10 protein-coding genes and 1 tRNA gene are annotated in these 14,102 nt (G+C 40.5%); 9 read left to right on the forward strand and 2 right to left on the reverse strand.

What is annotated here, in order from left to right; genetic code table 11:
- Positions 1-91: 91 nt before the first annotated feature.
- Positions 92-1,192, forward strand: coding sequence for an alanine dehydrogenase (ald, locus tag C8P64_RS06415; protein WP_108171187.1), 1,101 nt, complete (start codon positions 92-94; stop codon positions 1,190-1,192).
- On the opposite strand, the gene rimM is transcribed toward ald, so the two are convergent.
- Entirely contained in the window at positions 1,189-1,716 is a 528-nt protein-coding gene (gene rimM / locus C8P64_RS06420; protein ID WP_108171188.1) for a ribosome maturation factor RimM, read from the reverse strand. The two genes, ald and rimM, sit on opposite strands and share 4 nt — an antisense overlap.
- Before the next feature lie 13 nt (positions 1,717-1,729).
- On the reverse strand, positions 1,730-2,326 hold the full coding sequence (locus C8P64_RS06425; protein WP_108171189.1) for a 30S ribosomal protein S16: 597 nt from the start codon (positions 2,324-2,326) through the stop codon (positions 1,730-1,732).
- A 274-nt stretch (positions 2,327-2,600) separates the two neighbouring features.
- On the opposite strand from C8P64_RS06425, the gene C8P64_RS06430 reads away from it, so the two are divergent.
- The 8 genes from C8P64_RS06430 (at position 2,601) to porV (ending at position 14,100) form a co-directional block, all read left to right on the forward strand.
- The gene (locus C8P64_RS06430; RefSeq protein WP_108171190.1) at positions 2,601-3,047 is read left to right on the forward strand and encodes a ferritin-like domain-containing protein; all 447 of its coding nucleotides are present in this window, start codon (positions 2,601-2,603) and stop codon (positions 3,045-3,047) included.
- A gap of 433 nt (positions 3,048-3,480) precedes the next feature.
- The gene (dnaE, locus tag C8P64_RS06435) at positions 3,481-7,866 is read left to right on the forward strand and encodes a DNA polymerase III subunit alpha (protein ID WP_108171191.1); all 4,386 of its coding nucleotides are present in this window, start codon (positions 3,481-3,483) and stop codon (positions 7,864-7,866) included.
- A 302-nt stretch (positions 7,867-8,168) separates the two neighbouring features.
- On the forward strand, positions 8,169-8,486 hold the full coding sequence (gene trxA, locus C8P64_RS06440; protein ID WP_108171192.1) for a thioredoxin: 318 nt from the start codon (positions 8,169-8,171) through the stop codon (positions 8,484-8,486).
- Positions 8,487-8,567: 81 nt separating this feature from the next.
- Positions 8,568-9,497: a DUF58 domain-containing protein gene (locus tag C8P64_RS06445; RefSeq protein WP_108171193.1), complete on the forward strand. Its 930-nt coding sequence runs from the start codon at positions 8,568-8,570 to the stop codon at positions 9,495-9,497.
- A gap of 86 nt (positions 9,498-9,583) precedes the next feature.
- Positions 9,584-9,657 (forward strand) — tRNA-Asp (locus C8P64_RS06450).
- A gap of 619 nt (positions 9,658-10,276) precedes the next feature.
- The gene (locus C8P64_RS06460) at positions 10,277-10,891 is read left to right on the forward strand and encodes a hypothetical protein (RefSeq protein ID WP_146167188.1); all 615 of its coding nucleotides are present in this window, start codon (positions 10,277-10,279) and stop codon (positions 10,889-10,891) included.
- A gap of 375 nt (positions 10,892-11,266) precedes the next feature.
- Positions 11,267-12,856 carry a tetratricopeptide repeat protein gene (locus C8P64_RS06465; RefSeq protein WP_108171196.1) on the forward strand — a complete coding sequence of 530 codons (1,590 nt, stop codon included), beginning with the start codon at positions 11,267-11,269 and terminating at the stop codon, positions 12,854-12,856.
- Positions 12,857-13,029: 173 nt separating this feature from the next.
- Positions 13,030-14,100, forward strand: coding sequence for a type IX secretion system outer membrane channel protein PorV (porV, locus tag C8P64_RS06470; protein ID WP_146167189.1), 1,071 nt, complete (start codon positions 13,030-13,032; stop codon positions 14,098-14,100).
- Positions 14,101-14,102 lie beyond the last annotated feature (2 nt).

The raw sequence follows: 14,102 nt of genomic DNA on the forward strand, positions 1-14,102 counted from the left end.
ATATCAAATAGGGGTGTCAAATGTTATTTTTTACATTTGACACCCCTATTTTTATTTTCTTTACTATTTTTCGGAATCTAAAACTTCTACTATGATAATCGGGATTCCAAAAGAGATCAAAAACAATGAAAACAGGGTGGGAATGACTCCCGCCGGAGTGCTTGAACTTTCCAAATTAGGTCATCAGGTTCTGGTTCAATCTACCGCTGGTGACTGCAGTGGTTTCGATGATAAAGATTACCATGCTGCCGGAGCTACCATTTTACCTTCCATAGACCGGGTTTATCAGCAAAGTGATATGATCGTAAAGGTTAAAGAACCTATCGAGCAGGAATATGATCTTATTAAAGAGGATCAGATCGTGTTTACCTATTTTCATTTTGCTTCCAATCAAAATCTTACGGAAGCCATGATGAAGAGTAAATCTGTTTGTATTGCGTATGAAACGGTAGAAGATGAGGATGGTACCTTGCCTTTGCTAACTCCTATGAGTGAAGTTGCCGGAAGAATGGCTATTCAGCAGGGGGCGAAATATCTGGAGAAACCGGTTAAGGGGAAAGGCCTTCTATTAGGCGGTGTTCCCGGCGTACCTCCGGGTAAAGTGCTTGTGTTAGGTGCAGGTACAGTTGGGATCCAGGCCGCGAAAATGGCTGCAGGTCTTGGGGCGCAGGTTACGGTTCTTGATGTGAACATGAATAAGTTGCGTTACGTGAATGACATTATGCCGAGTCATGTGGTGACCGAATTTTCCAATGAATACAATATTAGAAAGCATCTACAGACCACAGATCTTGTGGTGGGTGGTATTCTTATAACCGGCGCAAAAGCACCAAAATTAATTACTCGTGATATGCTGAAATTGATGCAGCCGGGTGCGGTGATCGTGGATGTGGCAGTAGATCAGGGTGGTTGTGTTGAGACTACCAGGCCTACGACTCATGAAGATCCTGCTTATATTATAGATGGCGTGGTGCATTATTGTGTGGCTAACATGCCTGGTGCAGTGCCTTATACTTCAACTCTTGCGCTTACCAATGTGACCTTGCCTTATGTATTGAAACTTGCCGAGCATGGCTGGGAGAAGGCATGTGAAAAGGATAGTTCTTTGGCTAAAGGACTTAATATTATAAACGGAAAAGTTGTTTTTGAGCCAATTCTGGAGGCTTTCGACTGGAATAAATCTTTTGCCTAACCTAAGTAAAGATCTACAAGGCCTTCAGGAGTAATTACCTTTACGGTCTTGTTTTTCTTATCCACTTTTTCAATGAATTCATCATTCATAGGGATAAGGATCTGTTTGCCGTCTTTTTCTATTTCGAAAAGGGCTTGTGAAGTGGTATCGTTGATGGAGACTATTTTACCGATATTTCCATGTTCGGCATCCATAACATCGAAACCTATGATCTCGTGAAAGTAGAATTTGTCTTCCGGTAGTTCCGGAAGCATGCTTAGTGGAAGATAAACCTCGGTGCCTATCATATCTTCGGCATTATCCTCGGTGTCTATATCTTCAAATTTCACCCTGAGCAGAGTGCTTTTGTGCAGGTAGGAGCGTTCAATAAAAAATGGAACCAGATTATCGTTGTATTCAACGAGAACTGATTCCATTTCTGTGTAAGTTTCAGGTTCATCGGTGTCAAGTTTTATGAGCACCTCACCTTTAAAGCTAAATTTCGCAACGATTTTTCCAAGATAGAAACATTCTTCCTTAGTCATTGCAGGTTGCTGTTTAAGCGTCTTTTTTGTCTTCAGTTTTAGCTTCTTCTGCAGTTGCAGCGCCCACCTCTTCTTCAGCATTTTCAACGGTAGCCTCGTCTGTAGCTTCTGCAGTTGCAGCAGCTTCAGCCTCAGCAGCAGCTTTCGCCTCAGCTTCTTCAGCTTCTTTGAATTCAGCTTCACGCTTAGCGTTAGCTTCTTTCTCAGCTTCCAGAGCTTTAGCTTTTTCAGCTTCCTGAGCTTTGCTCAAAGATTCTTTTTTAGCTCCGATCTTTCCTTCTTTTTCTTCTAACCATGCTTTGAATTTCTCCTCAGCCTGCTCTTCAGTTAAAGCTCCTTTTTTTACACCTACTGCTAAGTGTTTCTTAAGTAAAGCTCCTTTGTAAGAAAGGATAGCACGAGCGGTATCTGTTGGTTGAGCACCGTTTTGTAACCACTTTACAGCTCCGTCTACATCAAGTTCGATAGTAGCAGGATTTGTGTTAGGGTTATAGATTCCCAATTTATCCAAAAATTTACCGTCTCTTTTTGCGCGGGTATCCGCAGCAACAATCCAGAAAAAAGGTTTTCCTTTTTTACCGTGTCTTTGTAATCTTATTTTTACTGGCATAAAAATTAAATTTTGGGGTTCTCGACCCCGGTTATTAATAAGTGCGCAAAGATACTACATTTTTCTAATTTTCAAGTATTTCTGGTTCGATTTTACAAATCTTCCTGAAAAGGGAATTTGCCACAGTCAAATTTTAATTTAGGAAGAATTTTAGTTAAAAAATGGCCCTGCTGTTAAAAGAGGTTAATTAGTGCTAAACCCTGTTAAAGAGGTTGTTGGGGCGGTCCTCTGACCTTATCTTTACTCGAAAGAAAAATTGAAAAAAATATAAGCTATGAGTTATTCAAGTGAGGTTTCTAAGAAACTGAATGAATTGTTAGAAAAGAATTATGATGCTGAAAAAGGATATAAACTGGCAGCAGAAAAAGTAAAAAATGAGCGTTTGAAGAATTTCTTCTCAGAACGTGCGCAGGAAAGATATGATTTTGGTCATGAATTAAAATCTGAGATCAGGAATTTTGGGGAAAACCCAGATAAAGGAACCAGCATTGCTGGAGATGTGCACAGATCCTGGATGAATTTAAAAGCTAGTGTGTCTAATGATAAAGACGAAGCAGTTCTTGAGGAAGCGATTAGAGGAGAGAAAGCTGCTGTTGAAGAATATGAAGCTATAATAAAAGAGTCAGATATTCCTGCATCGACAGGAAATATCCTGATCAAGCAGAAAAATGCGATCGTAGCTTCGCTTAATGAAGTAAAAACCCTGGAAAAACAGGCATAGTTTACTACTATTTAAAGTCTTTCGGGAAAATCACCCCAATGACAATATACTGAAGGATTGTAAACCCAAAGATGCGAGCAATGTTTGATTGAAGTAGTAGTAGTTTTTAGTGTTCGTATCAGGCCTCACAAATCATCTGAATTTTCAGGTTTTTGTGAGGCTTTTTTTTGCGAAAATTTCAAATAATAATATAGGTGTGATTCACCTCTCCCTGGGGAGAGGTCGGAACTGATTTTTTCATTTCCGTGGGAGGGGCAATAAAAAATTCAACTATAGAATGAAGTCAAAATAGTGGATTACACGTAATTTTTTATTGGTTAATAATTCCTGAAAACAAAGTTTTATTTCAGGGATAAAGTTCCTTATTTTAGCCCGGATGGTTTAATTTTGCGAACCATAAATTTTTCTTCATTAAGGCTTAAAATACTAAGGAATGTACTTCATTTTTGATACCGAAACCACCGGTCTTCCCAAGCGCTGGGACGCCCCGCTAACCGATTCAGACAACTGGCCGCGATGTATACAGATCGCCTGGCAGTTGCATGATGAGATGGGGAATCTTGTAGAAAACCAGGATTACCTTGTACAGCCAGAAGGTTTCGATATTCCTTATGATTCAGAGCGTATTCACGGTATCTCTACAGATCTTGCAAAAGAGCAAGGGATCCCGCTGGATGAGGTGCTGGAAAAATTCAATGAGGCTTTAAAAAGATCCAAGTTCGTAGTAGGACAGAATGTTGGATTCGACCTTAATATCATGGGGGCCGAATTCATAAGAAGGGATTTTGATAATTCCCTGCAGGAAATGCCTGTTTTGGATACCTGTACCGAAAAAACGGCCGAGCTTTGTAAAATTCCCGGAGGTAGAGGAGGAAAGTTTAAGTTGCCTACGCTTACAGAATTACACGAATTTTTATTTGATGAGGCTTTCGCGGAAGCACACAATGCGACTGCCGATGTGGAAGCTACCACGCGTTGTTTTCTTGAGTTGATCCGTCAAAGAATTTATACCGTGGAGGAGCTTGATGTTCCTTCAGATTATTTTGAAAACTTTTCTGAAGAGAATCCGCAAAGGATAGAATTGATAGGACTGAAGCATATCAACCTTAAAAAGGCTTCAGATAAGATAAGAAAGAGGCTGGAAAAGCAACAGCCTTCAGATGATATTTCTCATGAAGAGATCCAGGAAAACCTGGAGATGCTGGATGAGGTTCCTTTCGCTCACCTGCATAATCATTCGCAGTTTTCGGTATTACAGTCTACCATAAGTATTCCAGATCTTGTGGCTGCAGCTGCTGAAGAAGAAATGAGTGCGGTGGCACTGACCGATCATGCGAATATGATGGGTGCCTTTCACTTTGTAAAGGAAGTGGGAACCTATAATAAGAGTGTAAAGGAGCATAATGCAACTGCCGAGGAAAATGGAGAAGACCTGAAAAAACCTTTAAAGGCAATTGTGGGTTGTGAATTCTTTGTTTGTGAGAATCATGCCGATAAAAGCCGGAAAGATAATGGTTACCAGGTGGTGATGCTGGCTAAGAATAAGAAGGGTTACCATAACCTGGCAAAAATGTCTTCCAAGGCCTATACAGATGGGTTCTATTATGTGCCTCGTATAGATAAGCAAGTTATTAAACAATATAAAGAAGACATTATCGTGCTTACCGGAAACCTCTATGGAGAGGTTCCAAGTAAGATCCTGAATGTAGGTGAAAAGCAAGCAGAAGAAGCTTTGCTTTGGTGGAAAGAAGAGTTTGGTGAGGATCTTTACATCGAACTAATGCGTCACAACCAGGAAGATGAAAACAGGGTGAATCCTGTTCTGGTGGAGTTTTCTAAAAAACATGATATAAAACTGATCGCTACCAATAATACCTATTACTGGAAGCAGGAGGATGCCAATGCCCACGATATTTTATTGTGTGTAAAAGACGGTGAGAAGCAGGCGACGCCAATAGGGCGTGGTCGTGGTTACCGTTATGGGTTGCCAAATGATGAATACTACTTCAAGTCTGGTAGCCAGATGAAGAAGCTTTTCAAGGATCTGCCTGAAGCTATTAGCAATATCCAGGAGATCGTAGATAAAATTGAGCCTTTTGAACTGGCCCGGGATGTATTACTTCCGGCCTTTGGGATCCCTGATGAGTTTTTAAGCGAGGAAGATAAAGTAGACGGTGGGAAAAGAGGTGAAAATGCCTATTTAAAACATATCACTTTTGAAGGCGCTAAGAAACGTTATCCTGAAATTACTCCGGAAATAGAAGAACGTCTGAATTTCGAATTATCGGTTATTGAAAATACCGGTTATCCCGGATACTTCCTTATCGTGGAAGATTTTATTCGCGCCGCAAGAGAAATGGGAGTTTCGGTAGGGCCGGGTCGTGGTTCGGCTGCAGGATCTGTGGTAGCATATTGCCTTTGGATCACGAATATTGATCCTATTAAGTATGATCTGCTTTTTGAGAGATTCCTGAATCCGGATCGTGTGAGTATGCCCGATATTGATATCGACTTTGATGATGAAGGCCGAAGCCGGGTGATGGATTACGTGATCGAGAAATACGGAGCAAACCAGGTGGCGCAGATCATTACTTATGGTACCATGGCTGCGAAATCATCTATTCGTGATACGGCAAGGGTATTAGACCTGCCTTTAATGGATTCTGATAGGATCGCGAAGCTCATCCCGAATACTAAATTAGGTAAGCTGTTCGCTATGGATGACAAGACCATAAAGTCTAAATTCCGTAGTGAAGAAATTGAAAAAATAAACGAACTCTTTAATATTGCTGAAGGAGATGACCTGGAAGCCGAAACGGTGAACCAGGCGCGAATCCTTGAAGGATCGGTTAGAAATACGGGTATTCACGCCTGTGGGGTCATCATTACTCCCGGTGATATTACCAATTATGTACCGGTATCGGTGGCTAAGGATTCAGATCTTTATGTGACCCAGTTCGATAACTCGGTCGTGGAAAGTGCGGGTCTGCTAAAAATGGACTTCCTGGGTCTTAAAACGCTAACCTTAATTAAGGACACTGTAAAAATTGTAAAGGGAAGACATGATATAGACCTGGACCCTGATAATTTCCCGCTGGATGATGAGGAAACTTATAAGTTGTTCCAGCGAGGTGAAACAATCGGGATCTTCCAATATGAATCACCGGGGATGCAAAAGCACATGCAGGCATTAAAACCTACGGTTTTCGATGATCTTATTGCCATGAACGCTCTCTATCGTCCCGGACCAATGGAATACATTCCAAGTTTCATTGCCCGTAAGCATGGTGATGAAGAGATCGCCTATGACCTTCCGGAAATGGAAGAATACCTGGAAGAAACTTACGGAATTACGGTTTACCAGGAGCAGGTGATGCTCTTGTCGCAAAAACTGGCAGGATTCACCAAGGGTGAAGCGGATATGCTTCGTAAAGCGATGGGTAAAAAGATCGCTTCTTTACTGGCAGAATTAAAACCGAAATTCATTGGTGGTGGAGAAGCCAAAGGGCATCCAACCGAAGTCCTGGAAAAGATCTGGAAAGACTGGGAAGCCTTTGCATCCTATGCTTTTAACAAATCTCACTCTACCTGTTATGCCTGGATCGCCTACCAAACAGCCTATTTAAAAGCGCATTATCCTGCGGAATATATGGCGGCGGTACTTTCTAATAACATGAACGACATTAAGCAGGTTACTTTCTTTATGGAAGAATGTAAGCGCATGAAGTTGAATGTTCTTGGGCCAGATGTAAATGAATCTTACTATAAGTTCTCGGTAAATAAAGATAACGCGGTTCGTTTTGGAATGGGAGCGATCAAAGGGGTTGGAGCCGGAGCAGTGGCCACCATCGTTGAGAATAGAAAAACAAAAGAAGGACCATATCGATCTATATTTGATATGGCCAAAAGAATAGACCTTAGAGCAGCCAATAAAAAGGCATTTGAGAATCTCGCCCTTGCCGGCGGTTTCGACGGATTTGGAACCACTCACCGTGCGCAGTATTTCCACGATGATGGGAACGGAATGAGTTTCCTGGAAAAGGTGGTAAAATATGCGCAGAAGTTCCAGGAGAGTCAGAATTCCTCACAGGTAAGCCTCTTTGGCGAAGCCAGCGATGTGCAGATCCCGGAGCCTGAAATTCCCGGTTGTGAGGAGTGGGGAACCATGGAGAAACTACGCCGTGAAAAAGAAGTGGTAGGGATCTATATTTCGGGTCACCCACTGGATGATTTTAAGATAGAAATGAATTATTTCTGTAACGGGAAATTATCAGATTGCAGGAATCTAGAGTCCATCGTGAACAGGGAACTTACCATGGGATGCGTGGTAGTAGATGTACAGCATCGTGTTTCCAAGAATGGTAAAGGCTGGGCGATATTTACAGTAGAGGATTACGATGAATCCTATGAGTTCAAGATCTTTGGAGAGGAGTATTTGAGAATGAAACATTTCTTCGTTCCGAATAATTTTATACACATGAAGATCTTTGTGAAAGAAGGTTGGACCAATAAGGATACCGGCAAAAAAGGAGAGCCTAGAATACAGTTCAGGGAGATTGGTCTTTTACATGATGTGATGGACAAAAATGCCAAGAAACTTACCATTCAGTTGAATATTGATGATCTTAAGAATGAAAAGATAGAGTGGTTAAAGGATACTTTTATGTCTCATAAGGGAGATTGCCATTTGAACTTCGTGGTCTATGAAATGAAAGAGCAGGTAAAGCTGCGTATGCCTAGTAGAAAGCATAAGATCAAGATTTCACAGGAATTGATCGAAGCCCTGGAGGCCGAGCAGTTCATGTATAAGTTGAACTAGCTCTATTTCGTCATCCTGAACTAGTTTCAGGATCTTTTTGCTTGAGAAGCTGAAACTCCCGAATCGTCGGGACAGCTTGACGGAATTTCTCGTAAAAAGGAGAGGGCTTAGGCCAGGGATTGAGGCGAGCTACCGCGTAGCGCCGAAAGCCCGGTCACCCGGAGCGGAAGCGCAGGGTGGGGACCTCAAATAAAACTAACCAATATGCTCATAGTCAAATGCAATATTGGTAGTGTAAGGAATATTTATTTTATTGACTACTTTTACGAATCAAATTAGAAACATTAAAAAAATAACATATTATGGCTGTTGAAATAACTGACGCGAATTTTGAAGAACAGGTACTTAAAAGTGATAAGCCTGTAATGGTAGATTTTTGGGCTGCATGGTGCGGACCTTGTAGAATGGTTGGACCGATCATCGATGAAATTAGTACTGAATATGACGGGAAAGCCGTTGTAGGGAAACTAGACGTTGATGCGAACCAGGAATTTGCTGCAAAATACGGCGTTAGAAACATTCCTACCGTACTTATCTTCCAGAACGGAGAAGTTGTAGGACGTCAGGTTGGAGTAGCTCCAAAACAAACTTATGCAGATGCAATTGATCAGTTATTGTAAGAACTGATTTCATATAATATTGAGCCTCGCTTTTAGCGGGGCTTTTTTTATTCATAAAGTATCGGTAATTTCATACGAACTATGAATATTGAAAAAGAACTTCACGAAACCGGCGGATTTTTGAACCTCGACCTCCTGGCGAAACAGGTGGTGGAAGGTTATATTTCAGGAATTCATAAGAGTCCGTTTCACGGATTTTCTGCGGAATTCGCCGAGCATAAGATCTACAACAATGGGGAGAGCACCCGGCATATCGACTGGAAGCTTTTTGCCAAGACCGATAAGCTGTATACCCGCAGGTATGAGGAGGAGACTAATTTAAGGTGTCATTTGATCCTGGATAACTCGGCTTCCATGCATTATCCTGCCATGAAGGATCAAAATTTAGGTGCTTTGAACAAGATCGGGTTTTCTGTGCTGGCTTCGGCCTGCCTGATGGAGATCTTAAAGCGACAGAGAGACGCTGTGGGAGTTAGCATATATAGTGATGAATTTGAGTTTTACGCGCCAGAGAAGTCCAGTGAGCGCCATCATCACATGCTTTTGCATAAACTGAACGAGCTATTAAGCAGTTCTGCGAAAAGAAAGAATACAGATACCTATACTTATTTGCATCAGATCGCCGAGAAATTAAAACGACGTTCGCTGATATTCCTTTTTACAGATATGTTCCAGGCCGATGCCGAAGAGGAAAAATTGTTCGAGGCTTTAAGGCATTTAAAATATAACCGGCACGAAGTCATCCTTTTTCATGTGATGGATGAAAAAAGGGAACTGGAATTTAATTTTGAGAACACTCCTCGACGATTTACAGATGTTGAAACCGGGGCTGAGGTGGATCTATATTCAGATAATATCAGGGAGAATTACAAAAAAGCCATAGAGGAATACCTCGCAAATCTTAAAATGCAATGCGCGAAGTACCGGATTAAATATGTCGAGGCAGATATCAATAAAAATTTTGAAAAAATATTGACGGCTTATTTACTTGAAAAACAAAAGTTTGGCTAGAGGGGAGAAAATTAGTTTGAAAAATTTTAAAAAAAGGTTTGGTGAATCTAAAAAGGGACGTATATTTGCCCTCGCAATAACGCAACGGTCTGGTAGTTCAGTTGGTTAGAATACCTGCCTGTCACGCAGGGGGTCGCGAGTTCGAGTCTCGTCCAGACCGCAAAATTGCAAAAAGAAGCTCCTCAAATCGGGGGGCTTTTTTTGGCGCTAATGATTAGTTGTGTTGTTTGTCCCGACTTGTCGGGATGTGTAGTTAACCGAATTATAATCCTATGTTGTGAGGATTTTGGTTAACCAATGAAAAGCTTTTTTCCATTTGATGGAAGAAGGCTTTTTTGTTTATATAGGCTGGACGTTTATTCAGTTTCCAATCTAACCATTCTTTTTTCCTGCTTTTCCAGTCGGGTATTTAAATAATTCTCAATTGCATTTGTATTCAACTTGAATGAACCAACCGTCCCAGGTTTCCTGACATAAAAATTATGCTCTCTGGTTATCAAGGTTACAATGGCTTTTAGAACTGGTTTTTCAGATTCGATAGTCAATAGATTGTGCCTTTAATCTTTAAAAAGGGTATAATTAACTAGTATTCAGTAATTTGTGTGTTTTTCATTGTATTTATTCTTAATTTATAAGATTCAATCAACATTATAAGAATTATGAAAAACTACATTATTTATTTTTTAGCCTGTTTCTTATTTTATACAACAGCTAATTCACAGGAAAACAGCGAGCCCAAATCCCTTTATGAAACTCTTTATCTTGTACCGAAGCCTGGTATGAACAAACAGTTCGAAGCGGGTGTTGCAGCTCACAACAAAAAATTCCATGCGCCTGGGAAAGACAACCAGGCCATGCTTAGAAGAGTGGAATACGGTAATAAGGCGGGATGGTATGTATGGGTCATGAATGGTAGCTATGCCTCTTTAGATAGTAGACCAGTGGATGATGCTCATTCCAAAGACTGGGAAGAGCAGGTAGGGCAATATGTGGAGGAGTATGGGACAACAGATCTCTGGTCCCTTAATAAGGAAATGTCCTCTGGAATGGACCAATTCAGAAATAAGAAAAGATATGAGACCTGGGCAGTTTATTTAAAACCTTGGGAAGGTTACAGGTTCGATGATTCCATGAAAAAGCTTCAGAAAGCCTTTGCGAAAATGAGTGACCGTAATATGCTGGTCTTCGAATCTGAGGTGAGCCGTAAGGGCGGACCCGATGTTGGACTTGTATGGGGATACGATAAATTTGCCGATATGGAAAATGACAGTAAACTCGTGGATACCTATGAGGAAGTACACGGGAAAGGGTCATGGAGATTGTTCCTGGAAGAATGGAAAGATGTAGTGGAAGATGTAGATATGGAACACCGCGTGAAGGTGGGTGATATGTAAGCTTTATTAGATCCTATTTAATATAAGCCTCTGATTTTTTTCAGGGGCTTTTTTGTTTCTATTTTTAACTGAAATGTGAAATTCAAGATGGAGTTTTATAGGTTTCTAAGGAAGTTGGAAATGTCCTTGAAGTCCTAACCTAAAGAATTTTCTTACTTCATAATCTTTAATCTGAAAACCAATACTCCTTGCTCTCATCATCTTCTTTTCCTTTTATTTATATACATGCCTGGTAAACTAGCATCTCGAGCATAAAAGTTTACAGAAAAAACCTATTTGAAAATCAGGTTAATACACTTAAAATTATATTTTTGCGGACCTGAAATGTTAAGAAAAACTAAAGTTGTTTTTAATAAGCCTACTAGATTTTAAACAATGAAGAAGATTATTCCCTTACTAATCTTTATAAGTGTTTATGGAATGGCTCAAGGTCAGAAAATGACCTCTGCAGATAGCCTGTTCTATTCTGAAATTTATAAAAAGGCCACTGACCTTCGGGAAACCAACCTCGACTCGGCATTTTACTACTACCAGCGACTTGAAGCCTTCCTGGCAGATAAGGGTTACTCCAAACAGAGATATCGTATTTTACTTGATATGGGAAATACCTATCTCACCCAGGGACAATCAGACAGGGCTATGGAGACCTATCTCGAAATTGCAGAAGCTTCTGAGCTTGATGAGGATGCCCAGTATAGGTTTTATGCAGATATAAGCATAGCTGGAATTTACCTGGATTCTGAAGATTATGAGAAGGCACTTAAGCGTTTTCAAAAGATCAGGGAGCAATATACTGTTAAAGACTCCACGAGGATCGAACTATTGCCCTATTGTGTTATATACAATAACGAGGGTATTGCCAATGAGAATATCGGTAAGTTAAAGGAGGCCGAAGAATTATATAGAAAGGCCATAAAACTTTCTGAAGAGCTTGATGAGCCATACTACCTTGCCAATGCATACAGTAATATGGGCTCCCTGGAAGTAAAACGGGAGAACTTTAATAAAGCGCTTGTTTGGCACAAAAAGGCTCTGGAGATAAGAAAGGAGAGCAATTATACCCTGGGCATCTGCCAGTCTCAAACACATATTGGTATCATTTATTTGAAGCTTGACCAGGTTAAGGAGGGAGAAGAGTATCTGCAGGCATCCTTGGAAAGTGCAATGCAAATGGGTTACGAGAAGCAGGTAATAGAAAATTCTGAAGCTCTGAAAACAGTTTATGAGAACAGAGAAGATTTCGAGAAAGCTTACCAGATGCAGAAACTCGAGATGGAATCCAGGAATAATGTGTTTAATGAGGAAAGCATAAAAAACCAGGAGCGGCTAAAAGCGAAATATGAATATCAACTACAAAAGCAGATAGAAGAAAAGAAAAGGGAATTCAGGGAGACGGTTTATAAATTCATCTTCGGGATACTTTTGCTTTTATTGATCATTGCTTTTATACTCTTCCGTCTTCAAAAGATCAAGACCAGGCAAACCAGGCTTCAGAACGAGAACATTAAAAAGGAGAAGCACTTATTACACCAGGAACTGGACTATAAGAATAAAAAGCTGATGTCTAACCTGATGTTCCTGCTGCAAAAGAACGAGATGATCTCTGGTCTTATCGAAAAACTTCGAGAGGCAAAAAAACTAACTAAGGCTCAATGCGATAAAGCTCTTTCAGAAATGATACGGCAACTAAAGTATAGCCATAACAACGAATCCTGGGAAGAATTTGATCTTTATTTCCAGGAAGTACATTCAGAATTCTACGAAAAGCTGTCTTCAAATTACCAGCTAACCCCAAATGAAATGAAGTTGGCAGCCTTCACCAAACTCAAACTTTCTTCAAAAGAGATCTCTTCCCTAACCGGGCAAAGCATCCGTACAATTGATGTGGGAAGATACCGGTTACGTAAAAAATTGGGTATAACTAACTCTGAAGTCAATCTTACTACCTTTTTAAATAGTATTTAGTTTAAGTGTCTTATAATTAGGTTTTTAAGACCTTTTGTATAGGTATTGTAACCTTAAATAACTGGCGTGTATAGATTTTGTCACGCCTAATTTTGATCCCGTCTTAACAAAATTTTTTCATTTGAAGAATCATTAATCGGTGCACTAACTAATGCACCAAAAACTTAATTCAAATGAAAAAATTATTGTTCTGGTTGCTCCTGATACCTTTATCGGTAAAGGTAGGTTTTGCACAGGAGGACTCAGGGGTGCAAAATACCGCTGCACCTTTTCTTTTAATTGTACCCGATGCACGAAGCGGGGGAATGGCAGATATGGGGGTTGCTACCTCTGCAGATGCCTATTCGCAATTCTTCAATGCTTCGAAATATGCCTTCATGGAAGGAGAAATGCTTCTTGGGCTGAACTACACCCCATGGCTAAGAAACATTTCTAACGATGTTTTTCTGGGTAGTTTTTCTTTCGCACGAAGAATAAACGAAAGAAGTACCTGGGGAGTGGGAATGCGCTATTTTTCGCTGGGAGCCATAGAGCTTTCTGATGCTTCTGGAAACGGCACCGGTAGTGCAAATCCTTACGAAGCTGCCCTTGAAGGTTCATATTCTTTGAAACTAGGTAAAAATTTCTCTACTGCCGTTACGGGAAGATATGTACGTTCAGATTATGCTTTAGATGGCAATAATTCTAACATAAATACCTTCGTGGCCGATGTTGGAGCATACTATCAGTCAGACCTTATGAAACTCGGAAAAAATCAGGGTATCTGGCGTGCTGGGATGTCTTTGAGTAATATCGGTTTTAATGTAGAACTGGTAGAAGGAGGTCCAAAATCCCAGATGCCCACCAACCTAAAACTGGGAACGGGTTATGAACTTTTAATGGATCCTAAGAATTCTATCACGGCAAACCTTGAACTGAATTCTCTATTAGTTTCAGATACCGAGTTTGGTAGCCTGGTTTATGCGCTTGGAGCAGAATATAAATATAAAGATGTCTTCGCTTTACGTACCGGATATTTTCATGAAGCTGAAGATGCTGGTAACAGGCAATTCGCCACTGTAGGTGGAGGAGTTAATTTCAGAAACGCCAGACTTGACCTTTCTTACCTGTTCAATACTTCAGATGTGGTGAGCCCACTGGAGAATACACTTAGATTTTCCGTGAGTTTTGCTTTTGGTAATGGCAATAAGGCATCGAATAATGAACCTCTGGAAGAAAAAGTAGAAGTAGCTCAAACTAAATAGAA

Source organism: Christiangramia gaetbulicola (assembly GCF_003054225.1).
GTDB lineage: Bacteria > Bacteroidota > Bacteroidia > Flavobacteriales > Flavobacteriaceae > Christiangramia > Christiangramia gaetbulicola.